At 74.6% G+C, this 23,977-nt stretch carries 28 protein-coding genes and 1 pseudogene; 16 read left to right on the forward strand and 13 right to left on the reverse strand.

The features are described from left to right. Positions 1–94: 94 nt before the first annotated feature. On the reverse strand, positions 95–343 hold the full coding sequence (locus tag EDD39_RS07735) for a hypothetical protein (protein ID WP_030905420.1): 249 nt from the start codon (positions 341–343) through the stop codon (positions 95–97). Positions 344–500: 157 nt separating this feature from the next. Here EDD39_RS07735 and upp point away from each other — a divergent pair, with 157 nt between their 5' ends. Beyond that, on the forward strand, positions 501–1,136 hold the full coding sequence (gene upp, locus EDD39_RS07740) for a uracil phosphoribosyltransferase (protein WP_030457462.1): 636 nt from the start codon (positions 501–503) through the stop codon (positions 1,134–1,136). Between the two features lie 97 nt (positions 1,137–1,233). On the opposite strand, the gene EDD39_RS07745 is transcribed toward upp, so the two are convergent. The 3 genes from EDD39_RS07745 to EDD39_RS07755 form a co-directional block, all read right to left on the reverse strand. Then, positions 1,234–1,929, reverse strand: coding sequence for a LytR C-terminal domain-containing protein (locus EDD39_RS07745; protein ID WP_123554261.1), 696 nt, complete (start codon positions 1,927–1,929; stop codon positions 1,234–1,236). A gap of 236 nt (positions 1,930–2,165) precedes the next feature. Further along, a complete protein-coding gene (locus EDD39_RS07750) occupies positions 2,166–2,462 on the reverse strand; it encodes a type II toxin-antitoxin system VapB family antitoxin (RefSeq protein ID WP_014136828.1) in 297 nt (98 codons plus the stop codon). A 133-nt stretch (positions 2,463–2,595) separates the two neighbouring features. Further along, positions 2,596–3,759, reverse strand: coding sequence for an alpha-amylase family protein (locus tag EDD39_RS07755; RefSeq protein ID WP_123554263.1), 1,164 nt, complete (start codon positions 3,757–3,759; stop codon positions 2,596–2,598). A gap of 121 nt (positions 3,760–3,880) precedes the next feature. On the opposite strand from EDD39_RS07755, the gene EDD39_RS07760 reads away from it, so the two are divergent. Further along, on the forward strand, positions 3,881–4,726 hold the full coding sequence (locus tag EDD39_RS07760; protein WP_123554265.1) for an alpha/beta hydrolase: 846 nt from the start codon (positions 3,881–3,883) through the stop codon (positions 4,724–4,726). A 435-nt stretch (positions 4,727–5,161) separates the two neighbouring features. Next, positions 5,162–5,681, forward strand: a pseudogene (locus EDD39_RS07770) (YbhB/YbcL family Raf kinase inhibitor-like protein). A 12-nt stretch (positions 5,682–5,693) separates the two neighbouring features. Here the strand turns inward: EDD39_RS07770 and EDD39_RS07775 are convergent. Then, entirely contained in the window at positions 5,694–6,188 is a 495-nt protein-coding gene (locus EDD39_RS07775) for an FBP domain-containing protein (protein ID WP_123554267.1), read from the reverse strand. Positions 6,189–6,300: 112 nt separating this feature from the next. Between EDD39_RS07775 and EDD39_RS07780 the strand changes: the two genes are divergently transcribed. Beyond that, positions 6,301–6,810: a SixA phosphatase family protein gene (locus EDD39_RS07780; protein ID WP_123554269.1), complete on the forward strand. Its 510-nt coding sequence runs from the start codon at positions 6,301–6,303 to the stop codon at positions 6,808–6,810. A 27-nt stretch (positions 6,811–6,837) separates the two neighbouring features. Further along, positions 6,838–7,431, forward strand: coding sequence for a hypothetical protein (locus tag EDD39_RS07785; RefSeq protein ID WP_123554272.1), 594 nt, complete (start codon positions 6,838–6,840; stop codon positions 7,429–7,431). A gap of 108 nt (positions 7,432–7,539) precedes the next feature. On the opposite strand, the gene EDD39_RS07790 is transcribed toward EDD39_RS07785, so the two are convergent. Further along, a complete protein-coding gene (locus EDD39_RS07790; protein ID WP_123554274.1) occupies positions 7,540–8,661 on the reverse strand; it encodes a TolB-like translocation protein in 1,122 nt (373 codons plus the stop codon). Between the two features lie 266 nt (positions 8,662–8,927). On the opposite strand from EDD39_RS07790, the gene EDD39_RS07795 reads away from it, so the two are divergent. Both EDD39_RS07795 and EDD39_RS07800 read left to right on the forward strand, forming a co-directional pair. Next, positions 8,928–9,725, forward strand: a complete 798-nt coding sequence (locus EDD39_RS07795) for a VOC family protein (RefSeq protein WP_123554276.1) — start codon at positions 8,928–8,930, stop codon at positions 9,723–9,725. A 3-nt stretch (positions 9,726–9,728) separates the two neighbouring features. Further along, positions 9,729–10,250: a DinB family protein gene (locus tag EDD39_RS07800; protein ID WP_123554278.1), complete on the forward strand. Its 522-nt coding sequence runs from the start codon at positions 9,729–9,731 to the stop codon at positions 10,248–10,250. A 7-nt stretch (positions 10,251–10,257) separates the two neighbouring features. On the opposite strand, the gene EDD39_RS07805 is transcribed toward EDD39_RS07800, so the two are convergent. From EDD39_RS07805 to EDD39_RS07815, 3 genes are all read right to left on the reverse strand, one after another. Next, on the reverse strand, positions 10,258–11,757 hold the full coding sequence (locus EDD39_RS07805) for an amidase (protein WP_244256635.1): 1,500 nt from the start codon (positions 11,755–11,757) through the stop codon (positions 10,258–10,260). Between the two features lie 67 nt (positions 11,758–11,824). Beyond that, the gene (locus EDD39_RS07810; RefSeq protein WP_123554282.1) at positions 11,825–12,205 is read right to left on the reverse strand and encodes a MerR family transcriptional regulator; all 381 of its coding nucleotides are present in this window, start codon (positions 12,203–12,205) and stop codon (positions 11,825–11,827) included. Beyond that, on the reverse strand, positions 12,202–13,188 hold the full coding sequence (locus EDD39_RS07815; RefSeq protein ID WP_123554284.1) for a helix-turn-helix transcriptional regulator: 987 nt from the start codon (positions 13,186–13,188) through the stop codon (positions 12,202–12,204). Before EDD39_RS07815 ends, EDD39_RS07810 begins: the two co-directional genes overlap by 4 nt. A gap of 145 nt (positions 13,189–13,333) precedes the next feature. Between EDD39_RS07815 and EDD39_RS07820 the strand changes: the two genes are divergently transcribed. The 5 genes from EDD39_RS07820 (at position 13,334) to gap (ending at position 18,132) form a co-directional block, all read left to right on the forward strand. Next, on the forward strand, positions 13,334–13,948 hold the full coding sequence (locus EDD39_RS07820) for a DinB family protein (RefSeq protein WP_123554286.1): 615 nt from the start codon (positions 13,334–13,336) through the stop codon (positions 13,946–13,948). A gap of 145 nt (positions 13,949–14,093) precedes the next feature. Beyond that, the gene (locus EDD39_RS07825; protein ID WP_123554288.1) at positions 14,094–14,978 is read left to right on the forward strand and encodes a sigma-70 family RNA polymerase sigma factor; all 885 of its coding nucleotides are present in this window, start codon (positions 14,094–14,096) and stop codon (positions 14,976–14,978) included. A 373-nt stretch (positions 14,979–15,351) separates the two neighbouring features. Then, positions 15,352–16,020: an NAD(P)-dependent oxidoreductase gene (locus tag EDD39_RS07830; protein WP_123554290.1), complete on the forward strand. Its 669-nt coding sequence runs from the start codon at positions 15,352–15,354 to the stop codon at positions 16,018–16,020. Between the two features lie 40 nt (positions 16,021–16,060). Next, on the forward strand, positions 16,061–17,017 hold the full coding sequence (locus EDD39_RS07835; RefSeq protein WP_123554292.1) for a GlxA family transcriptional regulator: 957 nt from the start codon (positions 16,061–16,063) through the stop codon (positions 17,015–17,017). A gap of 116 nt (positions 17,018–17,133) precedes the next feature. After that, positions 17,134–18,132 carry a type I glyceraldehyde-3-phosphate dehydrogenase gene (gene gap, locus EDD39_RS07840; protein WP_123554294.1) on the forward strand — a complete coding sequence of 333 codons (999 nt, stop codon included), beginning with the start codon at positions 17,134–17,136 and terminating at the stop codon, positions 18,130–18,132. A 55-nt stretch (positions 18,133–18,187) separates the two neighbouring features. On the opposite strand, the gene EDD39_RS07845 is transcribed toward gap, so the two are convergent. Next, entirely contained in the window at positions 18,188–18,553 is a 366-nt protein-coding gene (locus tag EDD39_RS07845) for a VOC family protein (RefSeq protein ID WP_123554296.1), read from the reverse strand. A 75-nt stretch (positions 18,554–18,628) separates the two neighbouring features. Between EDD39_RS07845 and EDD39_RS07850 the strand changes: the two genes are divergently transcribed. Together EDD39_RS07850 and EDD39_RS40715 are read left to right on the forward strand one after the other, a co-directional pair. Next, complete coding sequence (locus tag EDD39_RS07850; RefSeq protein ID WP_244256636.1) at positions 18,629–19,456, forward strand: RNA polymerase subunit sigma-70; 828 nt, start codon at positions 18,629–18,631, stop codon at positions 19,454–19,456. Further along, positions 19,360–19,665: a sigma-70 family RNA polymerase sigma factor family protein gene (locus EDD39_RS40715; protein ID WP_244257131.1), complete on the forward strand. Its 306-nt coding sequence runs from the start codon at positions 19,360–19,362 to the stop codon at positions 19,663–19,665. Before EDD39_RS07850 ends, EDD39_RS40715 begins: the two co-directional genes overlap by 97 nt. On the opposite strand, the gene EDD39_RS07855 is transcribed toward EDD39_RS40715, so the two are convergent. After that, positions 19,653–20,114 carry a hypothetical protein gene (locus tag EDD39_RS07855; protein ID WP_123554298.1) on the reverse strand — a complete coding sequence of 154 codons (462 nt, stop codon included), beginning with the start codon at positions 20,112–20,114 and terminating at the stop codon, positions 19,653–19,655. The two genes, EDD39_RS40715 and EDD39_RS07855, sit on opposite strands and share 13 nt — an antisense overlap. Positions 20,115–20,299: 185 nt before the next feature. Between EDD39_RS07855 and EDD39_RS07860 the strand changes: the two genes are divergently transcribed. Together EDD39_RS07860 and EDD39_RS07865 are read left to right on the forward strand one after the other, a co-directional pair. Next, complete coding sequence (locus EDD39_RS07860) at positions 20,300–20,812, forward strand: SigE family RNA polymerase sigma factor (RefSeq protein ID WP_123554300.1); 513 nt, start codon at positions 20,300–20,302, stop codon at positions 20,810–20,812. After that, entirely contained in the window at positions 20,809–21,681 is an 873-nt protein-coding gene (locus EDD39_RS07865; protein WP_123554302.1) for a hypothetical protein, read from the forward strand. Before EDD39_RS07860 ends, EDD39_RS07865 begins: the two co-directional genes overlap by 4 nt. Before the next feature lie 480 nt (positions 21,682–22,161). Here the strand turns inward: EDD39_RS07865 and EDD39_RS07870 are convergent, their stop codons facing one another. Together EDD39_RS07870 and EDD39_RS07875 are read right to left on the reverse strand one after the other, a co-directional pair. Further along, positions 22,162–22,938 carry an ABC transporter permease gene (locus EDD39_RS07870; RefSeq protein WP_123554304.1) on the reverse strand — a complete coding sequence of 259 codons (777 nt, stop codon included), beginning with the start codon at positions 22,936–22,938 and terminating at the stop codon, positions 22,162–22,164. Next, on the reverse strand, positions 22,935–23,939 hold the full coding sequence (locus tag EDD39_RS07875) for an ATP-binding cassette domain-containing protein (protein ID WP_123554306.1): 1,005 nt from the start codon (positions 23,937–23,939) through the stop codon (positions 22,935–22,937). The genes EDD39_RS07870 and EDD39_RS07875 overlap by 4 nt, the downstream gene beginning before the upstream one ends. Positions 23,940–23,977: the final 38 nt, after the last annotated feature.

Consider the following 23,977-nt stretch of genomic DNA (forward strand, 5'->3'; position numbering starts at 1 on the left):
CGCTCCGGGTGCGGATCTTGACCGTCCGGCCCCTTGTGCGGGGGCGTTCGGGTACTCACGGGGGCGCAACTCGGCTGTGGGGCGCGGCCCGCGGTCAGGTCCGGAAGGTGCGCATCCGCAGCGCTTCGCGCATCCGGCGCTCCTTGGTCCGTCTCGGCTGCACCCGGGCCCGCAGCTCCCGGGCCTCGGTCAACTCGCGGAGGAAGACGGCGCGGCGCTTGCGCCGCTCCGCGTCGGTCTCCGCGGTGCTCTCCGCTCCGCTCTCGGACGCCGGACGGGACTCGGCCGTCGAGCCTGACCCGCCCGCGCCGGCGGTGGACGCCCGCGTCGGGTTGCTCTTCATAGGTCCCGACTTTCCCAGATCAGCCGCGCCGATACCACAGCAGCGGCCCGATTTCCGTGATTGCGGACGGACTGCGGCGCATTTCGGCGGGCCGCCCCGGTCGTCCCGGTTCGTACGGAGTCGTACACACGTGCTCGCGCCCGTTACCGTTGGTGTCATGCGTCTCCACGTCGTCGACCACCCGCTGGTCGCCCACAAGCTGTCCACCCTGCGCGACGAGCGCACGGACTCGCCGACCTTCCGGCGGCTCACCGACGAGCTGGTCACCCTGCTCGCGTACGAGGCGACCAGGGACGTCCGCACCGACACGGTCGAGATCACCACCCCGGTCGCCGTCACCCGGGGCACCCGGCTCTCCTACCCGCGCCCGCTGGTCGTCCCGATCCTGCGGGCCGGGCTCGGCATGCTCGACGGCATGACCCGGCTGCTGCCCACCGCCGAGGTCGGCTTCCTCGGGATGGTGCGCAACGAGGAGACGCTGGAGGCGTCCACCTACGCGACCCGGATGCCGGACGACCTCTCCGGGCGGCAGATCTACGTCCTCGACCCGATGCTCGCCACCGGCGGGACCCTGGTCGCGGCGATCCGGATGCTGCTGGAGCGGGGCGCCACCGACGTCACCGCGGTGGTGCTGCTGGCCGCGCCGGAGGGCGTCGCGGTGATGGAGCGCGAGCTGGCGGGCCGGCCGGTCACGGTGGTCACCGCGGCGGTCGACGAGCGGCTCAACGAGCACGGGTACATCGTGCCGGGGCTGGGCGACGCGGGCGACCGGCTGTACGGCACGGCCGGCTGAGGCCGGTCCGCGGGGCAGGAACAGGGAGTACGGACGGAAAGAGGTCCGGCCGCCGACGGGAACTCCCGTCGGCGGCCGGACCTCGTCCGTGCGGGGCTCAGCAGTGGCCGGGCTCCGGGGTGGGGGAGGGCTTGGTGAGCTCGGCGAGCGCGGCGGCGGCCTGGGCCGGGTCGGCGAGGGCGCTGAAGGTGTCGCCGATGACGAAGTCGACGGTGGCGTCGGCCCGGGTGTCCTCGGTGGCGGTCGCGGCGGCGACCTGCGAGGTGAGCAGGGCGGCCGCGCCGAGGCCGCCGGGGCCGCTGAGGATCTGCGCGGTGCCGGGGACCTTCTTGTCGAGCGCGGCGGGCGCGTTGCCGACCTTGTCGACCACGAAGCCGCGCTTGCGGAGCTCGTCGGCGGTGCGGGCGGCCAGGCCGGACTTGTCGGTGGCGTTGTAGACGTTCACCGTGACCGCGGCGGGCTGCGGCACCGCGGTGTTGCTCGGCACCGGCGCCGGGGCGCCGGACGCCTGGGCGGCGGCGGGGGCGCCGGCCGACGGGGAGCTCTCCGGGGCGGCCAGCGGCTTGCCGGAGGCCGAGGCGCACGCCTGGGCGGTGGCGTTCTTGCTGCTCTTGCCGGTGAAGACGTCGTACAGCTGGACGCCGCCGACCGAGACCAGGCCCAGCGCGAGGACGCCGCCCAGCGCGATGGCGGCCTTCCGGCCGCGGCGCGGGGGGCGTCCGAGCCTGGGGTAGGCGTTTCCGGTGACGCGGTACTGCTTCCCCTTCAAACCCCGGGGAGTCAACATGCTCATGGTCTGTCTCCCCCTAGGTGCCAGGGTGGGGTGCCGGTGACCGCGGGGCGGCCGTGGGGAACGGACCGCGGAACCGCTGTAGTCAGCAGACTAATCCGACAACGGGTGCGCAGGTACTAAACGATCATCATCCGGGGGACGACGGCACTCGAAAGGACGTACCGGCACCGACACCGGTTGCACCCGTTCCCGAGCGGTTCCGGCGCCGTCCGGACGCCCCGGCGGATGACGGGGCGTCAGTCCATCTCCAGCACGCGGGCGTGCAGGACCTGCCGCTGTTGGAGGGCGGCCCGGACGGCGCGGTGCAGCCCGTCCTCCAGGTACAGGTCGCCGCGCCACTTCACCACGTGGGCGAACAAGTCCCCGTAGAACGTGGAGTCCTCCGCGAGGAGGGTCTCCAGGTCCAGCTGGCCCTTGGTGGTCACCAACTGGTCCAGCCGCACCGGACGCGGCGCGACGTCCGCCCACTGGCGGGTGCTGGTCCGGCCGTGATCCGGGTACGGCCGCCCGTTGCCGATGCGCTTGAAGATCACACGGAAAGCCTACCGTTCGGGACGCACCGGGCGCAGCAGGCGGGGCGAACGGTGCGTTGAGTCGGGGTGGGGACGGAGCGGCCGTTATGTGTGCGAATGGCGCATTCCGGCCGTCCGGGGCGGTGGCCGGGGGTCAGCGCAGGGCCTGGCCGATGCGGTCCATCGAGGAGAGCCGCATCAGACCGTAGTTGTAGAACTCGATCTCCGGAACCCCGAGTTCGCGCAGGGTGGCGATCTTGGCGGTGAGGTTGGCCGGGCCGTCGCAGTCGGAGGCCATCGGGCGCAGGATCACCGCCATGTCCCGCGGGCTCACGCCGTGCAGGGCGAAGGCGGCGACCTTCTCGCGGACCTCCTCCGGGGTCTTCGCGTAGCCGAGGGTCTCGATCTGGTGGGCGGCGCCCGCCAGGGCGGGCAGGTCGATGCCGGACAGCCAGCCGGTGCCCGGGCCGCCGCCGTCCATGAAGGTCAGCCGCATGCCGTGCTCGGCGGCGGTGGCGGCCAGCTCGGCGGCCAGCGAGGTCACGGTGCGGGCGGAGGCGTCCACGTAGGCGGCCAGCGCGCCGCCGGCCAGCTCGTCCAGCGGGGCGGGTGCCAGCGCCCGGGACCCGTCGGCGAGGCGGGCCCGCAGCTCGGCCCGGACGGTGTCGCGGACGTGCTCGGCCGGGACGCCGGCGGCCGTCGCGGCGGCCAGGCAGTGCGGGCAGAAGCAGACCGACAGCAGGGCCTCGGTGACCGGGCCGAGCTCCTCGAAGTAGCGCTCGTGGTGGTAGCCGTGCGCCAGGCCGTGGAAGTGCAGCGACTCGGCGCGGATCGCGTCCACGCCGTAGCGGGCGAGCTCCTCGACGATCGTCCGGCAGTACTCGCGGACCTCCGGGTTGGCCGGGCACAGCTCGGTCAGGTGCCGGTCGCCGAAGGCGTTGGCGGGGGCGCAGTCCGGGTGCGCGAAGCCGAGCCGGTCGTTGTGGCAGAAGACCGTCCAGGCGTGCAGCTTCAGGCCGCGGCGGCGGGTCTCCTCGGCGGCCTCGGCGAACGGGTCGCGGGAGCCGATCGCGGTGGACGGCAGCGGGGCGAGCCGCCGGCCGGCCCAGCGGGCCCGGTCCGGGCGGAAGTACGCGGCGCCGGGCTCCAGGTAGCGCAGCACCCGGCGCGGGTTGTGCGGGAAGACGTCGCGCGCCTCGTGGTAGACGGACGCGAGCGTGACGCCGCCGACGCCCGCCCGGTCGGTAAGGTTGCCGAAGAAGGTGTCGGCCCCTTCGTCGAGCAGATCGGTGGCGAAGGCGAGGACGGACGTCTCCACGGGGCAACTCCGGAGAAGGAAGTACGGGGAAGTCACCACGCTAACCGGGCCCTCCCGTATTGGTCTATACCTTGTTGGGTGACCTGCCGGGACGGCCCCCTCGGGTGAGGAGAACGGCGGCATGGCGGTCTACCGGGGCTTCGACCAGCGGGAACTCGACCGGGAGTACTCGCCCAGCAGCAAGGTCGCCGACTTCGACGCCGAACTCGCGGCGTACGCCGACCAGAGCCGCCGGGCCCGCCAGGAACTCGGCGGCCACCGGGAACTCCGGTACGGGGCCGCCGCCCCCGAACTCCTCGACTACTTCCCGGCCGGGCCCGGCGCCCCGCTGCACGTCTTCGTGCACGGCGGCTTCTGGCAGGAACTCGGCAAGGAGGACTCGGACTTCCCCGCACTCGACTTCGTCCCGCGCGGCACCGCGTTCGCCGCCGTCGGCTACGGGCTCGCGCCCGAGTGGACCGTGGAGCAGATCACCGAACAGGTCACGACCGCGGTGCTGTGGCTGGTCGAGCACGCGGCGGAACTCGGCGCCGACCCGGACCGCATCGTGCTCAGCGGCAGCTCCGCCGGAGCGCACCTGGCGGCGAGCGCCCTGCTCGACGAGAGGCTGCGCGGGCGGATCCGGGGCGCGGCCCTGCTCAGCGGCGTCTACGACCTGCAGCCCGTCGTCCTCAGCTACGTCAACCAGCCGCTCGCCCTCGACCCCGACCGGGCCCGCCGGCTCAGCCCGCAGCACGCCGCGCCCGGGGCGCTGGCGGCGCTGCCGCCGGTGGTGCTCGCGCTGGGGGAGCACGAGACGGACGAGTTCGGGCGGCAGCAGGCCGAGTTCGCGGAGACGCTCCGGGAGAACGGGGTCCGGGTGCACGAACTGCTGGTCGGGGGGCGCAACCACTTCGACCTGGTCTTCGACCTGGGGAAGGTGGGGACGGTGCTGGGGGCGGCGGTCGAGGTGCTGTGGCGGAGTTGAGGGGGATGAGAGGTCGCCTGCGGCGGGCTGGGGGGACGGCAGAAGGGGTGGGGAAGGTGGGGGCGGTGTTGAGGGGCGGCGGTTGAGGCGTTGTGGCGGAGTTGAGGGGCTGAGGGGTTGAGGAGAGGGCGGGGTCGCCTGCGGCGGGCTGAGGGGGAGGGGGTGGGAGAGGTGGGGACGGTGCTGAGGGTCGGCGGTTGAGGTGTCGTGGCGGAGTTGAGGGGGGATGAGAGGTCGCCTGCGGCGGGCTGAGGGGATGGGAGAAGGGGGGCGGGGAAGGTGGGCGGGGAAGGTGGGGGTCGAGGGGTGGGGGAAGGGGGGCGGGGAAGGTGGGGGAAGGGGCCGGGTGGGGGCGGGTGTTGGGGGCGGTGGGGTGGGGGCGGGGTCCGTAGACTGCCGGGGAGGTTGGGACTGCTTCGATGGGGATGGTGAGTGATGACCGCGCGCATTCCGCTTTCGTATGACTTCTTGCCGCCGGTGCCGGCGTTCGAGGTGCGCAGTGCGGATCTGGTGGACGGTGGGGTGATGCCGGACGCGCAGGTGTACGGGGTGGGGAACGTGTCGCCGGAGTTGTCGTGGGCGGGGGCTCCGGAGGGGACGCGGTCGTTCGCGGTGACGTGTTACGACCCGGACGCGCCGACGGGGGCGGGGTGGTGGCACTGGCTGGCGGTGGACCTGCCGGCGGAGACGGCGGGGCTGGCGCGGGGGCGGGGCCGATGACGGGGGGCTGCCGGGCGGGGCGTTCCACGTGCGCAACGACTTCCCGGGACACCGGTACGACGGGGCGGCGCCGCCGCCCGGGCCGGCGCACCGGTACGTGTTCGTGGTGCACGCGCTGGACGTGCCGACGCTGGGGGTCGGGCCGGACACGCCGGCCGCGCAGGTGGGGTTCAACCTGACGGCGCACGCGTTGGGGCGGGCCGTGCTGACGGTGGAGTACCAGTCGGCTCCGTGAGCCGGGACGGCGTCAGGCCAGGACCTGGCGGAGGAACGCCGTCAGGTTCGCGGTCGTCCGGGCGATCTGCTCCTCGAGCGGGAGGGACTCGTCCGGGCGGCTGGTGGTGGCGGTGCGGCGCAGGCCGCGGACGTAGAGCGAGCAGGCCAGGTCGGCGCAGAGGTAGGTGCCGACCGAGTTGCCGTCCCGGCCGGCGGCGCCGGCCCGGGGGGCGGTGAGCAGGGAGACGCCGCTGCCCGCGTGGGCGGTGATGCAGACCGAGCAGACGTTGGTGCGGGTCAGGCTGCGCCTCACGTTCGGTGAGCGCAGGGTGATGCCGACCGGCCGGTCGTCGAGCACGGCGACCAGGTAGGCCCGGTCGGGGGCGCCGAGGTCGCGCCAGCCGAGGAAGTCCAGGTCGGGCCAGCGGCGCTCGGCCAAGTCCCGCGGGACGGGGAGCCGCTTGGCCTCGCCCTTGGAGCAGTTGACGAAGGACGCGCGGATCTCGGACTCGGTCAGGGCACGCATGCCCCGACGGTAACCGGGCGGGGGCGGGGGTGTCGTCCGGTTTTCCGCCGGTATCGGCGGCGGTCAGCGCGTCCCCGGGCCGGGCCGCGCGCGGGCGGGCCACACTGGGGGGATGACGGAACAGCGGCGGTTGATCGTGCTGCGGCACGCCAAGGCGGACTGGCCGGACGTCCCGGACGAGCTGCGGCCGCTGGCCGAGCGCGGCCGGGCCGACGCGGTGGCGGCCGGGCGGTGGCTGGCCGAGCACGGGCTGGTGCCGGACCGGGTGCTGTGCTCCACCGCGGTGCGCACCCGGCAGACCTGGGAGCTGGCCGAGCCGGAGCTCGGCGGCGCGCCCGAACTCGTCCTGGAGCCGCGGGCGTACCGTGCCGAGGCGGGTGAACTCGTGGAGCTGCTGCGGGAGTTGCCGCCGGTGGTGCGCACCGTGTTGCTGGTCGGGCACCGGCCCGAGGTGCAGGGGCTGGTGCTGGAGCTGGCCGGGGAGGGTGCGGGCGAGGCGCTGGAGCGGGTGCGGGAGAAGTTCTCGACGGCCGGGGTGGCGGTGCTGGAGGTGCCCGGTGAATGGGGGCAACTCGTGCCGGGACGTGCCGAGTTGGTCGATTTCGCGGTGCCGCGCGGGTGATCGGGGGGGCGTGATAGGGATGGGCCCATGCGCTTCGACATCGTTCCCAAGCCGCCCGCGGTGGCGGCCCGCCCGCGTGACGAGCGGGGCTACCCGGTGCCCGCGATCACCCCGTGGGAGGAGGGGAGGCCGCAGTTCGCGCTGACCGACCACGAGCGGTCCGCGGCCTGCGCCCGGGAGCGGCTGTGCTCGGTGTGCAACACGCGGATGCCGCGCGGGACGGTGTGGCGGGTGGTCGGCGGGACGGAGGCGGCGGCGATCGGCGAGGCGCTGGCGGCCGGCCGGCCCTACCGGAACATGGCGCCCACCCTGGAGGGTCCCGGCCACCGGGCGTGCATGCTGTACGCCTCGATGGTCTGCCCGTACCTGGCCCGGTCGAACGCCCGCCGCCGGGTGTCGGCCGCGCCGGGCGAGGAGGCGGACGGGCTCACCGCGCACGTGCTGCGCGGGGCGGCCCGGGGGGAGCTGGGCGCGGTGGTCGGCTTCGCCGAGTACGAGTACGCGATCACCCCGGACCGGGTGCTGTTCCGCTTCCTCGACCCGGTCGAGTGGCTGCCGCACGACAATTCCGACCAGCAACTGCCGAACCTGGAAGCCGAGTTGGCGCGGATCGCGGAGTAGTGCGGAGGAGCCGGACCGGACGGCAGGGCCGTCCGGTCCGGCGGGTGGGAGTCCCGGTCCGCGGACCCTGAATGCGTGGACCGGGACGGTACGGCGGGGTGGTCCGGCTCAGCCGCGGTAGGCGGGCAGGCCGGCGGTGTCGGAGACCTTGGTGGGGGTGCCGCCCTTGGCCGCGACGGTGTAGACGCCGTCGGGGGCGCGGAAGGCGACGGTCTTGCCGTCGGAGGAGAAGACCGGCTCGGTGCAGTCCGTGGTGGCCTTCGGGGTGAGGTCGTGCTCCGGGCCGTCGTAGCCGCCGGTCTTGGTGAACAGGTGGTCGTGGCCGTCGACGGAGCGGACGAACACCAGGTCGCCCTGGTCGGACAGGTCGGGCTGGGCGCCCTTGGTGACGGCGCCGCCCTGCTGGCGCAGGTAGTCGTCGCGGAGGTACACCTGGCCGTCGTTCCGGTTGGCGTAGGCCGAGGAGCCGTAGCGCCCGCCGCCGTTCGGCCACAGGTTGCCGGTCTCCGGGAGCGGCTTGGAGTCCTGGTCGCTGAAGACGCCCAGGGAGAGCTGCGCCGGGGCGCCACCCTTGGAGGGGACGGTGAGCAGCCGCAGGGTGCCGTGGTCGTCGGCGGTGAACTGCAGGTTGTTCTTGGGCTGCAGGTACATGGCGGCGTCGTTCTCGCTGGGGACGAAGACCTGCCAGGTCGGGTGGGACCAGGTGACGCCGGAGGAGGCCCGGGCGACCAGGACCTTGTGGCTGCCGTCCGGGTCGGAGGTCTCCAGGTTGCCGTCGCCGTCGACGAAGGCGGCGCGCTTGCCGTCCGGGGACCAGGCCAGGTCGCGGACCACGGTGCCGAAGTCGACCGTCCGGCCGTCCATCACCACGTAGCGGGTGCCGTTGCTGATGGTCAGCCCGGTGCCCTTGGTGAGGTTGAGCGCGGCCTTGGTCGGCGTGGCCGACGGCTGCTTGGCGGGGGTGGTCGGGGCGGTGGTCGGGGTGGCCGCGGCGGAGGGGCTCGCGGTGGCCGACGGGGTGGCGGAGGTGCCCGGGGTGCCGGTCGCGGTCGCGGTCGGGGTGGCGGTCGGGGTGGCCGTGGCGGTGCGGCTCGGGGCGGTGGTGGCGGGCTGCGCGCCGGCGGTGTCGCCGGACGGGTCGCAGGCGGTCAGCAGCAGGGCCGAGCCGGCGGTGACCGCGGAGACGAGGGCGACGGCGGAGGAGCGGCGGAGGCGGGTGCGCACGGACATGGATTGTTCCCCCCAGGAACGGTGGCCGGTGGTGTGCGGTGGGTCGGCCCCCGCCGGTTCTTCCGTTCCGTCGTCCGGGGCGATGACTCAATCCTGGCGGCCCAATGACCCCGCAGGGTGCACGAATTGTCACTGCGGGGCAACAGGCGTTCGGGTACGGCCGAGCGCGTCGCCGGGCGCCCGCCGGGCGCACTGGTTAGCGTGGCGGGGAACGTGCTTTCCCCCGGGGCGGCGCCCCGGGGGCCGACGGCGGAGGGAGCCGCAGCATGGCAGCGCAACCCGAGGGCACACCCGTCTGGGCGGACGCGATGTTCGCCGATCCGGAGGGCGCCGAGGCGTTCTACGGCGCGGTGCTGGGCTGGACGTTCGGCGAGGCCGCGTCCGAGTTCGGCGGCTACACCCAGGCGTCGAAGGACGGCAGGGCGGTCGCCGCGATCGTCCCGCCGCCGCCCGGGCAGGAGGACCGCTCCGCGTGGGTGCTCTACCTGGCCACGGTCGACGCGGAGGCCGCCGCGGAGCGGATCCGGGCGGCCGGCGGCACGCTGCTGATGGAGCCGACGAAGGTCGGCGACCTCGGCTCGATGGCGCTCGCCCGGGACCCGGCGGGCGTGCTGTTCGGCGTCTGGCAGGCCGACCGGCACCGGGGCTTCGAACTGCGCGACGCGCCCGGCAGCTACGGCTGGGCGGAGGTCTTCACCCGGGACACCGCCGCGGCCAACTCCTTCTTCCCGCAGGTGTTCCCGTACCGGGTGCGGAAGATCGTCGACGACAAGGTGGACTACAGCGTCCACACCCTCGGCGACACGCCCGCGCTCGGTGTGATGGGCATGGGGCCGGACGTGCCGTCCCAGGTGGCGCCGTTCGTCAGCGTCCACTTCGTGGTGGACGACTGCGACGCGGCGGCCGGGCGGGTCGCGCAGGCCGGCGGGCAGCTGGTGTTCGGGCCGATGACCAGCCCGTTCGGGCGGTTCGCGTCCTTCGTCGACCCGCAGGGCGCGGCGTTCTCGCTGATCGACCCGGGCGCCGCCGAGGGCGAACCGCCGAGCACGGTGGAGGTGGCCTGAACGATGGTCGTCCCGATCACCGGCCTCACCGGCGAACGCGCGGACCTGCTGGCCGCGCTCGACAAGCAGCGCGGTTTCCTGCGCTACACCGTCCGCGGCCTCACCGACGAGCAGGCCCGGCAGCGCACCACCGTCAGCGAACTCACCCTCGGCGGGCTGGTCAAGCACGTCGCCGGGGTCGAGGAGCGCTGGCTGCGGTTCGCCGTCGGCGGCGCCGAGGCGATGCACGCCGAGGGCGCGCCGCACGACGCCGACAGCTGGGCCGAACAGTTCCGGATGCTGGACGGCGAGACGCTGGACGTCCTGCTGGAGCGCTACCGGGCCGTCGCCGAGCACACCGACAACCTGGTCGCCACCCTCGACCTGGACAGCGAGCAGGCGCTGCCCGCCGCGCCCTGGTTCGAGCCGGGCGCGACCTGGAGCGTGCGCCGGGTGCTGCTGCACGTGGTCGCGGAGACCGCGCAGCACGCCGGGCACGCCGACATCCTGCGCGAGGCCCTGGACGGGCAGAAGACGATGGGCTGAGGCCCCCTCAGGGACCGGGCTCTAGGTGGGCCCAGGGGCGGGCCGACTCCAACTGGGCGGCGAGGGCGAGCAGGGTGCCCTCGCCGCCCAGCGGCGCCACGAACTGCACGCCCAGCGGCAGGCCGTCGGGGGTGCGGTGCAGCGGGACGCTGGCGGCGGGCCGGCCGGTGATGTTGGCGAGCTGGGTGAACGGGACCGGCGCCAGGTTGGTGATCACCGCGTCCTCGTACGCCTTCGTCCGGCTGAGCAGGCCCAGCAGGCCGAGCGGCAGCAGCAGCCGGGCCAGCGCCCGGACCGCCGGCGGGGTGTCCAACTCGCCGATCCGGACGGGGGGTTGCGCCAGGGTCGGGGTGAGCAGCAGGTCGTGCCGGGTGTGGAAGGCGGCGAGCTGCCGGTTGTACAGGTTCCAGCGCTGGTGGGCGGCGTAGTAGGCGGGCGCGCGCAGCCGGCGGCCGGCGGCGGCCAGCACGTGGGTGTCGAGCTCGAAGCCCGCGTTCCCGGAGCCGGTCAGGCGCTTGACCTCGTCCACGGTGGCGGCGGTCTCGGTGGCCCACATGGCCAGGAAGTCCATCGCCAGGCCGCGTTCGTCGATGCCGGTGCCGGCCTCCTCGACGTGGTGGCCGAGCTCCTCCAGCAGGGCCGCGGCGTCCGCGACGGCGGCCACCGCCTGCGGGTGCACCTCGGTGCCCAGCGGGGAACGGGTGGTGAAGCCGATCCGCAGCGGGCCGGGCGCGCGGCGGGCCAGTTCGGCGAACGGCTCGGCGGAACGGTGCGGCAGGTACGGGCCGGCCGGGTCGGGGGCGCCCGCCAGCACGTCCAGCATCGCGGCGGTGTCCCGGACGCTGCGCGAGACGACGCCGTCGGTGGCGGCCCCGTGCAGGTGCTCGGCGGCGGCCGGACCGGCCGGGACCAGGCCGCGGCCCGGCTTGAGGCCGAACAGGCCGCAGCAGGCCGCCGGTATCCGGATCGAGCCGCCGCCGTCGTTGGCGCCCGCCACCGGGACGACGCCCGCGGCGACGGCCGCCGCCGAACCGCCCGAGGAGCCGCCCGGGGTGCGGGCGGTGTCCCACGGGTTGCGGGCCGGGCCGGTGGCCTCCGGCTCGGTGACGCCCTTGCTGCCGAACTCCGGCGTGTTGGTCTTCCCGAACACCACCAGCCCGGCGTCCAGCCAGCGCCGCACCGACTCGCTGTGCGCGGCCGCGGGCGTGTGCTGCAGCGCCCGGCAGCCGCTGCCGGTGGGCAGGCCCGCGTAGTCCTGGAGCAGGTCCTTGACCAGGAACGGCACCCCCGCGAACGGGCCGGACAGCTCCCCCGCCGCCCGCTCCCGGGCCTGCGCGTACATCGGCCGGACCACCGCGTTCAGCCGCCCGCCGACCTGCTCGGCCCGACCGATCGCGACCTCCAGCAGCTCCCCGGCCGTCACCTCCCGGGCCGCCACCAGGGCGGCCAGCCCCACCGCGTCGTACCCCCGGTACTCGCCGTACTCCACCGCAACCTCCGAGATCACCCAGCCCGAGCGTGCGGCGACCCTACCGCCGGGTAGCTCCGCTGCCCAGGGGCCCGGCGACAAGGGGTCAGTCCTGGGCGAGGACGCCGCGGTAGTGGTCGATCTTGTCGCGGAGGTGGGTGCGTTGGCGTTCCAGGAGGGCGATCTGGTCGGTGACGGCGGTGTCGTGGCGTTCCAGGAGTTCGATGCGGCCGAGCAGGCTGTCGGGGCCCTCGGTGCGGGCGAGTTCGGCGTAGCGGCGCATGTCGGCGATCGGCATGCCGGTGTCGCGCAGGCAGCGCAGGATGCCGAGCCAGCCGATGTCCTCGGGGGTGAAGCGGCGGTGGCCGCTGGTGGCGCGGGTGATGGAGGTGAGCAGGCCGATCCGTTCGTAGTAGCGCAGGGTGTCCAGGCTGAACCCCGAGCGTTCGGCGGCCTCGGCGGGAGTGAGCAGCTGCGGTGTCGTCACCGGCCCGATTCTGCCTGTTCGTCGGAGCCGGTGCAGCGGGTGAAGCGTTCGCCCCAGGCGGCCAGCAGGGCGGCGAGTTCGGGCGGGGAGACGATCCGGAAGTCCGCCTCCAGCGAGCCGAGGGCCATCGCGGGCCACTCCAGGGCGTCGGCGTTCATCCGCACCCGGGTGCGGCCGGGGGCGATCTCCTCGACCTCGGACCAGGCGCCGATCTTCTGCCGGACCGTCGCGGCGGGGGCGTCCACCAGGGCCTCGACCCGGTGCGGGCGGGGCTGGCCCTGGAGGCCGGCCCGGACGAACTCGGCGGCGTCCTCGGCCGGCAGGGTACGGGGCAGGAAGCGGGCGCCGGTGGGCTCGGGGCCGGCGAGGCGGTCGAGGCGGAAGGTGCGCCACGCCTGCCGGGTGAGGTCGTAGGCGACCAGGTACCAGCGGCGGCCGAGCCGGACCAGGCCGTGCGGCTCGGTGTGCCGTTCGGTGGCGGTGCCGTCGGCGGCCCGGTAGCGGAAGTGCAGCCGCTCGGTGTCCCGGCAGGCCAGGGCGACGGCGGTCAGGGTGTCCGGGTCGATCCGGGCGGCGGTGTCGGTCTGCCACTGCGCGGGGACGGTGACCGACCGCAGCGCCTCCACCCGGCGGCGCAGCCGGGCCGGCATCACCTGGACCACCTTGGCCAGCGCCCGCACCGACGCCTCCGCGATGCCCTCCACCGCGCCGTCCGCCGCCGCCTGCAGGCCGACGGCCAGCGCGACCGCCTCCTCGTCGTCGATCACCAACGGGGGCAGCGCGGCGCCCGCGGCCAGCTGGTAGCCGCCGTCGACGCCGCGCCGGGCCTCCACCGGGTAACCCAGCTCGCGCAGCCGGTCGACGTCGCGGCGCAGGGTGCGGGCGGAGACGCCCAGCCGGGTGGAGAGCTCCTCGCCCGGCCAGTAGCGGTGGGACTGGAGCAGGGTGAGCAGCCGCAGGGTGCGGGCACTGGTGTCGGCCATGGTTCCCATCCTCCGGCAATTGCGGACGGAAAGTGGCCGCAATGGCCCGTAACGTGGAACACGAAGCGAGGGGGAGCGCGCAGAGCACCGCTTCGGAGCACCTCAACGCACCGCAACGGCACCGCACTTCGGAGAGGGCGACACCATGATCACCGAGACCGCTGAGACCACTGAGGCCACCCGGACCGCCGAGGCCGTCGAGACCGTCCAGACCGAGGACGGCCAGTACCCCGCCGCCACCGTCGAGGGGCCGACCCCCGAGCACGCCGACCTGATCGCGGAGCTCCGCGCCATCCGGCACTTCCTGCGGCTGACCGCCCGCGGCCTCACCGACGAGCAGGCCCGGCAGCGCACCACCGTCAGCGAGCTGACCATCGGCGGCCTGATCAAGCACGTCACCTCGATGGAGCGGGCCTGGTCGGCGTTCATCGTCCGGGGCCCGTCCGCGATGCCGGACTTCAGCTCCTTCACCGAGGCCGACCTGCAGGCCCGGGTGGACGAGTTCCGGCTGCTGCCCGAGGAGACCCTGCTCGGCGTGCTCACCGCGTACGAGGCGGTGGCCCGCGGCACCGACGAACTGCTGCTCGGCCTGCCCGACCTGGGCGTCTCGCAGCCGCTGCCCGCGGCGCCCTGGTTCGCCCCCGGCGTGAGCTGGTCGGCCCGCCGCACCGTGCTGCACATCATCGCCGAGACCGCCCAGCACGCCGGGCACGCCGACATCATCCGGGAGTCGTTGGACGGGCAGAAGAGCATGGGCTGACGCCCGGGCACCGTTGCGCAGAGGTCCGCGCCGCCGACAGCGGCGCGGACCTCCTCCGCGTTTTCTCCCGCCTCCGTGTCACACCCCGGGGCATCCGCCACTCTCGGGGTGCAGCCGGAAGCGGAAAACGGAGGAGACCGACGCGATGGACGAGGCCACCGAGGTGTTCACCGACCACCGGGAACTGCTGTTCTCCATGGTCTACAACCTGCTCGGCACCGTCACCGACACCGAGGACGTCCTGCAGGAGACCTGGCTCGCCTGGTCCGGCCGACACCGGTCCGCCGAAGCCGGACCGATCCTCCACCCCCGCGCCTACCTGGTGCGCACCGCGGTCAACACCGCACTCGCCCGACGCACCGAGATCAGCCGACGCCGCGAGAGCTACTTCGGTCCCTGGCTGCCCGAACCGCTCGTCGCCCCGGCCGAAGAAGACCCGGGCGAACGCGCCGAAGCCGTCTCGATCGCCCTGCTGGTCGTGCTGGAGACGCTCACACCGCTGGAACGCGCCGTGTTCGTGCTGCACGAAGTCTTCGGGTACAGCCACCCGGAGACCGCCGAGATCCTCGGCCGCACCCCCGCCGCCGTCCGCCAACTCGCCCACCGGGCCCGCGAACACGTCCGCGCCCGGCGCCCCCGCTACCGGGCCGATCCGGCCGTCCGGCGCCAGGCCACCGAACGCTTCGCCGCCGCCGTCGGCGGCGGGAACCTCGACGCGCTACTGCAACTGCTCGCCCCCGACGTCACCCTCTGGGCCGACGGCGGCGGCAAGGCGACGGCCGCCGGGGCCCGTCCGGTGCACGGCCGCGAACAGATCGCCCGACTGCTCATCGGCGGCTCCACCCGGGCCCCGCAAGGCATCCGGGTCCAGTGGGCCACCACCAACGGCGACCCGTCAGCCGTCCTGTTCGTCGGCACGGCACCGTTCGCGGTGCTGGTGCTGGACCTGTCGGCGGACGGGGAACAGGTCACGGACATCTACTTCGTGACCAACCCGGACAAGCTCGCGCGGGTGGGGGAGGAGGGATGAGGCCGATGGGCGGTCGAAGGGTCGAAGGGTCGAAGGGGCGGGGGTGCGGCTGCGCCGCGGGCTCCGGTGGGAGGAAGGGATGGGGAGGGGGAAGGGGCGGGGGTTCCGGCGGGTGGGGGAGGAGGGCTGAGGGCGGTGGGCGGTCGAAGGGGCGGGGGTGCGGCTGCGCCGCGGGCTCCGGCGGGAGGAAGGGAGGGAGAGGGGGAGGGGCGGGGGTTCCGGCGGGTGGGAGGGGAACGGGGATGCGGCGCAGGCCCGGCAGGGGCGGCGGGGGTGCGGCTGTGCCGCGGGCTCCGGTGGGGGGCGAGTGGGGGCGGTAACTGTGGTGTTCGGTAATGGAATTGACGATTAATCGGGATGACGGGAGAAGACGATGAAGCTGACTGTGGTGGCTGCCAGCGGGGGGATCGGGCGGCAGTTGTTGGAGCAGGCGGTGGGGGCCGGGCACGAGGTGACGGCGGTGGTGCGGGATCCGGGGAAGTTGGGGGACGTGGGGGTCCGGGTGGTGCGGGCGGATCTGGCGCGGGCCGGGGCGGGGGAGTTGCGGGAGGCGGTGGCGGGGGCGGATGCGGTGCTGTCCGGGCTGGGAGCGGTCGGGAAGGCGGGGGTCGGGGTCGCGGAGGCCGGGACGCGGGCGGTGGTGGGGGCGATGCGGGAGGCCGGGGTGCGGCGGCTGCTGGTGGTGAGTGCCGCGCCGGTCGGGACGGTGGCCTCGCCGGACCGGCCGAACCCGCCGCGGCACGACCCGGGCGAGGGGCCGGTGATGCGGTACGTGCTGACGCCGGTGGTGAAGCGGGTGCTGCGCGCGCACTACGCGGACCTGGCCCGGATGGAGGACGTGGTGCTGGCCGGCGGCCTGGACTGGACGGTGGTGCGGCCGCCCCGGCTCACCGACGGCCCGCTGACCTGTGACTACCGGGTCGCGTACGGGCAGAACCTGCGCGGCGGGTCGAAGGTGTCGCGGGCGGACGTCGCGCACTGCATGCTGCGCGGCGTGTCCGACCCGGACACCGTCGGGCGGATCCTCGGCGTCGCCTACTGACCGGCCGGGGCGGGCGGCGGGCGGCGCCTACGCTGAGGGGATGTCATCTCCTCGTCTGCGCCGGGTGGCCGTGCTGGTCCTGGACGGCGCCAAGCCGCTCGACGTCGGGATCCCGGCGCAGGTGTTCTCCACCCGGGGCAGCATGCCGTACGAGGTGCGGGTGTGCGGGGCGGCGCCCGGGCTGGTCGCGGGCGGGGACGGCCTGTCGTACCACGTGGCGCACGGGCTGGAGGCGCTGGAGTGGGCCGAGTCGGTGTTCGTGCCCGGCTACCGGCACCCCGACCGGGACGACCCGCCGCCCGCCGTGGTCGACGCGCTGCGCGCCGCGCACGCCCGCGGGGCCCGGCTGGCGGCGATCTCCACCGGGGCGTTCGCGCTGGCCGCGACCGGGCTGCTGGACGGCCGCCGGGCCACCACGCACTGGCACTACACCCGGGCGCTGGCCGCCAAGTACCCCGAGGTGCGGGTGGACGAGAACGTGCTGTTCGTCGACGAGGGCAGCGTGCTCACCTCGGCGGGCGCCGCGTCCGGCATCGACCTGTGCCTGCACGTGCTGCGCAGCGACCTCGGGGTGGCCGCCTCCAACCACACCGCGCGCCGGCTGGTCGCCGCGCCCTACCGCAGCGGCGGCCAGGCCCAGTACGTGCCGCGCAGCGTGCCCGAGCCGGTCGGCGAGCGGTTCGCGGCCACCCGGGAGTGGGCGCTGCACCGGCTGGACGGGCCGCTGACCGTCCGGGCGCTGGCCCGGCACGCCGCCGTCTCGCCGCGCACCTTCTCCCGCCGCTTCGTCGAGGACACCGGCTACACGCCGATGCAGTGGGTGCTGCGGGCCCGCGTCGACCTGGCCCGTGAGCTGCTGGAACGCTCGGAGCACAGCGTCGAGCGGATCGCCGCCGAGACCGGCCTGGGCACCGGCGCGAACCTGCGCGCGCACTTCCAGCAGATCCTCGGGACCACGCCCAGCGAGTACCGGCGGACCTTCACCAGGGGGCAGTGACCGGCTGGCACGATCCTTGCGAACAGTGGCACGGGCGCCACTGCCGACCGCCCGTCCGGCGAGCGAGAGTGGAAGCACACCACCCCGCAGGAGAGCCGCAGAGAAGGGCACCACCCATGACCCGCATCGCCGTCAACGGATTCGGCCGCATCGGACGCAACGTGCTGCGCGCCCTGCTGGAGCGCGACAGCAAGCTGGAGGTCGTCGCCGTCAACGACCTGACCGAGCCCACCGCGCTCGGCCGGCTGCTCGCCTACGACACCACCTCGGGCCGGCTCGGCCGCCCGGTCACCGTCGAGGGCGACACCCTGGTGGTCGACGGCCGCCGGATCAAGGTCCTCGCCGAGCGCAACCCGGTCGACCTGCCCTGGGCCGAACTCGGCGTCGACATCGTGCTGGAGGCCACCGGCCGGTTCACCTCCGCCGACGCCGCCCGCGCCCACCTCACCGCGGGCGCGAAGAAGGTGCTGGTCTCCGCCCCGTCCGACGGCGCCGACGTCACCCTCGCCTACGGCGTCAACACCGACGCGTACGACCCGGCCGTGCACACGATCGTCTCCAACGCCTCCTGCACCACCAACGCGCTCGCCCCGCTGGCCGCCGTCCTCGACGAACTCGCGGGCATCGAGCACGGGTTCATGACCACCGTGCACGCCTACACCCAGGAGCAGAACCTCCAGGACGGCCCGCACCGCGACCCGCGCCGGGCCCGCGCCGCCGCCGTCAACATCGTCCCGACCACCACCGGCGCCGCCAAGGCGATCGGCCTGGTGCTGCCGCAGCTGGACGGCAAGCTGTCCGGCGACTCGATCCGGGTGCCGGTGCCGGTCGGCTCGATCGTCGAGCTGAACACCGTCGTCGCCCGCGACGTCACCCGCGCGGAGGTGCTCGCCGCCTACCGCGAGGCCGCGGCGGGCAAGCTGGCGGGCGTGCTGGAGTACTCGGAGGACCCGCTGGTCTCCTCCGACATCACCGGCAACCCGGCGTCCTCGATCTTCGACTCCGAGCTGACCCGGGTCGACGGCCGCCACGTGAAGGTGGTCGCCTGGTACGACAACGAGTGGGGCTTCTCCAACCGGGTGATCGACACCCTGGAGCTGCTCGCCGCGAGCTGACGCCCCGGCGGACGAGGGCCCGCACCGCGGAGCACGGTGCGGGCCCGCTGCCCGCTCACCTGCCGAGCAGGCCGACCGCGTTGCCGTCCGGGTCGGTGAACACCGCCAGGCGGTCGCCGCCCGGCACCGGGTGCGGCTCCAGGCGGCGGGCGCCGCCCAGCTCCACCGCCCGCTCCAGGGCCGCGTCCAGGTCGTCCACCCGGAAGTAGACGGCGAAACCGGTGTACGGGGCGTCCGGCCCGGCCTGGCCGATGCCGCCGGTCGGCTGCCCGGCGCCGTCGTCGCCGACCAGCGCGTACGTCCCGCTCCCGTCCAGGACGTGCACCGGCCAGCCGAACAGGCCGCCGTAGAAGGCGCGGGCGCGTGGGGCGTCGGGGGAGGACAGGTCGAACCAGGCGGCGGTGTGCGGAACGTTTGCCATCGGGGGCTCCTCGGGGTCGGGAACGGGAAAGCCGTTCGAGGAGGAGACCGGCGCGGTGCGGCAGAATCGTCGCCCATGAGCGAGGTTTCTCCGGAACCGGACGGATCGGGCGGGCCGGGCGGAACGGACGGGGCCGCGGCGGACCTGCTGCTCGCCCGGGCCGGGGACGGCGCGGCGTTCACCCGGCTGCTCGCGCCGCTGCGGCGCGAGCTGCACGCGCACTGCTACCGGATGCTCGGCTCGGTGCACGACGCCGACGACGCCCTGCAGGAGGCGCTGCTGCGGGCCTGGCGCGGGATCGGCCGGTTCGAGGGGCGCGGCTCACTGCGCGGCTGGCTGTACACCGTGGCCACCCGCACCTGCCTGGACGCCGCCGAGCGGCGCGGCCGGCGCGCACTGCCTGTCGACCTCGGACCGGCCAGCGAACGGGTCGTCCTGGACAGCGCGCCCGCCACCGGGGTGGCCTGGCTCGGCCCGTACCCCACCGGGGCCGGCGGCGACCCGGCCGAACGCTACGAGCGGTACGAGGCCGTCGAGTTGGCGTTCGTCGCGGCGCTCCAGCAGCTGCCCGGAAACCAGCGGGCCGCGCTGCTGCTGTTCGACGTGCTCGGGTTCTCCGTCGCCGAGATCGCCGGGCTGCTGAACACCACCCCCGGCTCGGTCAACTCGGCGCTCGCCCGGGCCCGCCGCCGACTCGCCGCCGCCCCGTCCGGTTCCCCGTCCGCGCCGGGACCCGGCGACGCGCGGGCCCGGGCCACGGTGGCCGCGGGGCGCTGGAGCGCGGCGACGCCGACGCCCTGGTCGCGCTGCTCACCGAGGACGTCACCTGGTCGATGCCGCCGCTGCCGCACTGGTACCGGGGCCGGGACGCCGTCATGGCGTTCGCGCGGGCCGTCCCGCTGACCCGCTGCCCCAGCTGGCGGACCGTCCCGGTCGAGGCCAACTCCCGTCCCGCCGTGGCCTGTTACCTCGGTGCCTCGGCCGACGCGGTGCACACCGCCTGGTCGGTCACCGTCCTCGACCTGGCCGCGGACGGCCGGATCGCCGGGCTGGTCTCCTTCCTGGGGGCCGAGCACTTCGCGCCGTTCGGCCTGCCCGCTCAACTCGACTGAGCGGTGAGGCCGTTCGCCTCCTCGGCCCGGGTCCGGCGCCGGTCCGCGGACCGGGCGCCGGCGGCCAGCAGGCCGAGGCCGACCGCCAGCGGGGTCAGGTGCGCCGGGACCTCGTCGGTGCCGTACGAGGAGCCGTCGGTCAGGACGCAGGAGAAGCCGACCACCGGCACCAGGTCGATCCGGTAGCCGATCACGTGCTCGGCGGGATTCCCGGGGATCCGGCACGGCCGCATCGGCGAGGAGTCGGTGCCGCCCTCCTCCGCCGTGAAGACCGCGCCCGCGAGGTGCAGCAGCACCAGGCCCAGCACCAGCAGGGCCGCCCCGGACAGCAGCAGCGCCAGCAGCCGCTCCCACCGCCGGTCGAACGCCGCGCGGCCGGAGCGCACCAGCAGCGCGACCAGCGTCCCGAAGAACACGGGCACCAGCACGAGGAACAGCAGGAGCAGCACGGCACGGCCTCCGACCCGGTCGGCGGGACGGCCGGAACGCCGCCCCCCGTGGTCAACAGGAGCCCCGGCCGGGGTCGTTCGGTTCCGCACGGTCGGGCGCCGGCCGCGCGGACCCGGCGCCGGCCGCGCGGACCCGGTGCCGGAAGCGGTGACAACCTTTCCGCGGGGCCCGGCGTCTGGTCGGTGTGAGCCGAAAAACCGAGGACGACGCCTACGCCGATTTCGTCGGGACCGCCTGGCCCCGGCACCTGCGCACCGCGACGCTGATCACCGGCGACCGGCACCGGGGCGAAGAGCTGCTCCAGGACTGCCTGGTCAAGTTGTACGTGCGCTGGGGGCGGATGAGGACCGAGGATCCGCACGCCTACCTGCGGCGGATGCTGGTCAACAACCACATCAGTTGGTGGCGGCGCCGCCGGAGGGAACTGCTCACCGCCGAGCCGCCGGACGCCCCCGCAGGAAGCGGGGCGTCGCCGGAGACGACCGACGAGCTGTACCGCGCCCTGCGCGAACTGCCGCCCCGGCAACGGGCGGTGGTCGTGCTGCGGCACTTCGAGGACCTCTCGGAGAAGGACACCGCCGCGACTCTCGGCTGCTCGGTCGGCACCGTCAAGAGCCAGCACTTCCGGGCGATGGCCCGGTTGCGCACCGTGCTGTCCGGCAACCAGTCGAAGAACCAGGAGAGCGTCATCCGATGAACGACACCGAAGACCAGGAGGTGTCCCGCGCCCTGCGGGACCTGGCGGACCGTCACGGACCCGCCGGACCGGCCCCGGTGGCCGAACTGCTGCACCGGGGGCGCCGCCGCCGGGGCCTGCGGCTCGCCGCCGTCACGGGCAGCGTCGCGGCCGTCGCCGCCGTCGCGGTGCTCGGCGCGACCGCCCTCGGGGGCGGGGCGACGCCCGCCACCACCGCGGTCGGCCCGGCCGGCGGGGGCACCGCGTCCGCGTCGACATCCGCGTCCGCGTCGGCTTCCGCCTCGCCCGGCGCCACCCGCACCGGGCCGGCCACCGCCGAGGAGATCGCCGAGCTGCTCAAGTCCCGGCTCCCGGCCGGGTACCACCCGGACGGCGACCCGGCGCTGCTCGACAACCGGAAGAAGGCGGGCAGCGAAGAGGAGTTGAAGAAGCTGGCCGAGCAGCAGGGCGGGCTCCCCGCGGCGGTCCGCACCCTGCCGGACACGATCGGCGCGGGGTACACCGTCACCAACGGCACCAAGACCGGCACCGTGCAGATCAGCATCATTCGCAGGTCGAACGCGGCCGCGTCCGCGGGCGTGCCCCTGTCGTCGAACCTGTGCGGCGAGCGGCCGGACTGCTCCCTCGTCCAGCAGCCGGACGGCAGCACCGTGATGCTCTACCTGCCGAAGATGCCGCCGGACCTCCCGCAGGTGTGGCAGGCCGAGCTGTACCGCACCGACGGCACCCAGGTCCTGGCCGAGTCCGGCAACGTCCCGCTCCCCGGCCACGGCCAGGACCTGTACGCCGGGCCGCCGCCGATGACCGGCGAGGCGCTCACCGCACTCGTCCTCGACCCGGTCTGGACCCGGGGGGCCGCCGGACACTGAACCGCAGGACACCGAGGAGGGCGGACCACCGCCCCCGGGGCGGGCCATCGACCGGAGCAGGACGCCGGCGGTGGCGGGCGATGACGCCCGACGCCCCTGCACGTGACTGAAGTCCGGCAGGACGCACACCTTCCTGCCGCCCCGGAACGACGGCGCACACCGCCCGTTCCGGCCCTCCGCGACGGCCCGCCGGCGCCGCGCGGCAGCACCGCGACACGCGGAACCCCGGCGTCCGGGCGGTCGACCCCCGGCGCCGCAGCGCCACCCCCACCTCCACGGCACCCGCCGCGAACCGTCCCCGTCCGTGCCCGTCCGCGGCGGCGGCAGCGGGTGTGCGGGGCGCGCACGCGTACGCGGAACGGCCCTTCCGACGGTTCGTCACCACCTCCCCGCTGTGGTCAACTGCCGTTGCCGTGCGGGTGGTTCGACGTGCCGTCGGAAGGGCCGGGGCGGTGCGCGGGGCGGGGCGGGTGGCACGGATTACTGCGGGTCGCGGTCGAACTGGGCGCGGGACCAGCGGTGGCCGAGGACGGTGAGGGCCGCGCACCAGAGGAGGGCGATCCACCAGTTGTTGCCGATGTGGGTGCCCAGGAGCAGGCCGCGCAGGGTTTCGATGGCGGGGGTGAAGGGCTGGTACTGGGCGACGGGCTGGAACCAGCCGGGCATGGAGTGCAGGGGGACGAAGGCGCTGGAGATCATCGGGAGCAGGATCAGCGGCATGGCGGCGTTGCTGGCGGCCTCGGCGTTGGGGCTGCCCAGGCCGAGGGCGACGGCGATCCAGGTGAAGGCGAGGGAGACCAGGGCGAGCAGACCGAGGGCGGCCAGCCACTCCAGCGCGGTGGCGCCGTGCGAGCGGAAGCCGATGGCCAGGGCGACGGCGCCGACCAGCACCACCGAGGCGACGCACTGCAGGACGCTGCCCACGACCCGGCCGAACAGCACCGAGCTGCGGTGGATGGCCATGGTGCGGAAGCGGGCGACGATGCCCTCGTTCATGTCGGTGGCCATGGAGACGGCGGAGCCGATCACGGTCGAGCCGATGGTCATCATCAGGATGCCGGGCACGAGGTAGGCGAGGTAGGCGGTGCGGCCGGTGCCGCCGCTCATCGCGTTGCCGAAGACGTAGACGAACAGCAGGAGCAGCATCACCGGGGTGAGCAGCAGGTTGAGGGTGAGGGAGGGGTAGCGGCGGGCGTGCAGGAGGTTGCGGCGCAGCATGGTGGCGGAGTCGCGGAAGGCCAGGGCGGGGGTGCTCATCGGGCGTTCTCCGTTGCGGTGTCGGCGGTGTCGGCGGTGTCGGCGGTGTCGGCGGTGTTCTGGGCGGGGACGGTGCTGGTGGGGGCGCCGGTGAGGGCGAAGAAGACGTCGTCGAGGTCGGGGGTGTGGAGGGTGAGTTCGTCGGCTTCGATTCCGGCGGCGTCCAGGTGGTCCAGGAGGGTGCGCAGGGCGCGCTGGCTGCCGTCGCTGGGGGCGCGCAGGGTGAGGGCGTCGTCGTCGTGGGCGGCGTGCGGCAGGGTGCGGGCGGCGGTGCGGTAGGTGGCCGGGTCGGTGAAGCGCAGGCGGACGTGGCCGCCGGGGACGAGGCGCTTGAGTTCGTCGGGGGTGCCCTGGGCGGCGATGGTGCCGTTGTGCAGGACGGCGATGCGGTCGGCGAGCTGGTCGGCTTCCTCGAGGTACTGGGTGGTGAGCAGGACGGTGGTGCCGCCGGTGACGAGCCGGCGGATGGTCTGCCACATCTGGTGCCGGCTGCGGGGATCGAGTCCGGTGGTGGGCTCGTCGAGGAAGATGACCTGCGGGTCGCCGACCAGGGTCATGGCGATGTCCAGGCGGCGCTTCATGCCGCCGGAGTAGGTGGCGGCGGGCTTGTCGGCGGCGTCGGTGAGGTCGAAGCGGGCCAGCAGCTCGACGGCCCTGGCCCGGCCCTCGGCCTTGGGCAGGTGGTGCAGGTCGGCCATCAGGTGCATGTTCTCCCGGCCGGTGATCAGGCCGTCCACGGCGGAGAACTGGCCGGTGACGCCGATCGAGGCGCGCACTTGCTGGGGGGCGGTGGCCACGTCGTGCCCGGCGATGCGGATCTGTCCGGCGTCCGGGCGGACCAGGGTGGAGAGGATCTTGACGGCGGTGGTCTTGCCGGCCCCGTTCTGGCCGAGCAGGGCGAAGACCGTGCCCGCGGGGACGGCCAGGTCGACGCCCTTCAGGACGTCCTTGTCGCCGTAGGACTTGCGCAGCCCGTCCGCCGCGATGGCCAAGCCGGTCATGAGGTGCTCCTTGGGAAGTGGGTGTGACGTGCGGGGCT

The organism is Kitasatospora cineracea, assembly GCF_003751605.1.
GTDB lineage: Bacteria > Actinomycetota > Actinomycetes > Streptomycetales > Streptomycetaceae > Kitasatospora > Kitasatospora cineracea.

Excerpts from the sequence above, each read along its gene's own strand:
- EDD39_RS07845 (WP_123554296.1), bottom strand. The coding sequence starts at position 18,553 with ATGGCAAACGTTCCGCACACCGCCGCCTGGTTCGACCTGTCCTCCCCC.
- EDD39_RS07820 (WP_123554286.1), top strand. The coding sequence starts at position 13,334 with ATGATCACCGAGACCGCTGAGACCACTGAGGCCACCCGGACCGCCGAG.
- EDD39_RS07795 (WP_123554276.1), top strand. The coding sequence starts at position 8,928 with ATGGCAGCGCAACCCGAGGGCACACCCGTCTGGGCGGACGCGATGTTC.
- EDD39_RS07785 (WP_123554272.1), top strand. The coding sequence starts at position 6,838 with ATGCGCTTCGACATCGTTCCCAAGCCGCCCGCGGTGGCGGCCCGCCCG.
- EDD39_RS07735 (WP_030905420.1), bottom strand. The coding sequence starts at position 343 with ATGAAGAGCAACCCGACGCGGGCGTCCACCGCCGGCGCGGGCGGGTCA.
- EDD39_RS07745 (WP_123554261.1), bottom strand. The coding sequence starts at position 1,929 with ATGAGCATGTTGACTCCCCGGGGTTTGAAGGGGAAGCAGTACCGCGTC.
- EDD39_RS07760 (WP_123554265.1), top strand. The coding sequence starts at position 3,881 with ATGGCGGTCTACCGGGGCTTCGACCAGCGGGAACTCGACCGGGAGTAC.
- EDD39_RS07825 (WP_123554288.1), top strand. The coding sequence starts at position 14,094 with ATGGACGAGGCCACCGAGGTGTTCACCGACCACCGGGAACTGCTGTTC.
- EDD39_RS07815 (WP_123554284.1), bottom strand. The coding sequence starts at position 13,188 with ATGGCCGACACCAGTGCCCGCACCCTGCGGCTGCTCACCCTGCTCCAG.
- EDD39_RS07800 (WP_123554278.1), top strand. The coding sequence starts at position 9,729 with ATGGTCGTCCCGATCACCGGCCTCACCGGCGAACGCGCGGACCTGCTG.
- EDD39_RS07865 (WP_123554302.1), top strand. The coding sequence starts at position 20,809 with ATGAACGACACCGAAGACCAGGAGGTGTCCCGCGCCCTGCGGGACCTG.
- EDD39_RS07875 (WP_123554306.1), bottom strand. The coding sequence starts at position 23,939 with ATGACCGGCTTGGCCATCGCGGCGGACGGGCTGCGCAAGTCCTACGGC.
- EDD39_RS07850 (WP_244256636.1), top strand. The coding sequence starts at position 18,629 with ATGAGCGAGGTTTCTCCGGAACCGGACGGATCGGGCGGGCCGGGCGGA.
- EDD39_RS07790 (WP_123554274.1), bottom strand. The coding sequence starts at position 8,661 with ATGTCCGTGCGCACCCGCCTCCGCCGCTCCTCCGCCGTCGCCCTCGTC.
- EDD39_RS07780 (WP_123554269.1), top strand. The coding sequence starts at position 6,301 with ATGACGGAACAGCGGCGGTTGATCGTGCTGCGGCACGCCAAGGCGGAC.
- EDD39_RS07775 (WP_123554267.1), bottom strand. The coding sequence starts at position 6,188 with ATGCGTGCCCTGACCGAGTCCGAGATCCGCGCGTCCTTCGTCAACTGC.
- EDD39_RS07870 (WP_123554304.1), bottom strand. The coding sequence starts at position 22,938 with ATGAGCACCCCCGCCCTGGCCTTCCGCGACTCCGCCACCATGCTGCGC.
- EDD39_RS07830 (WP_123554290.1), top strand. The coding sequence starts at position 15,352 with ATGAAGCTGACTGTGGTGGCTGCCAGCGGGGGGATCGGGCGGCAGTTG.
- gap (WP_123554294.1), top strand. The coding sequence starts at position 17,134 with ATGACCCGCATCGCCGTCAACGGATTCGGCCGCATCGGACGCAACGTG.
- EDD39_RS07835 (WP_123554292.1), top strand. The coding sequence starts at position 16,061 with ATGTCATCTCCTCGTCTGCGCCGGGTGGCCGTGCTGGTCCTGGACGGC.
- upp (WP_030457462.1), top strand. The coding sequence starts at position 501 with ATGCGTCTCCACGTCGTCGACCACCCGCTGGTCGCCCACAAGCTGTCC.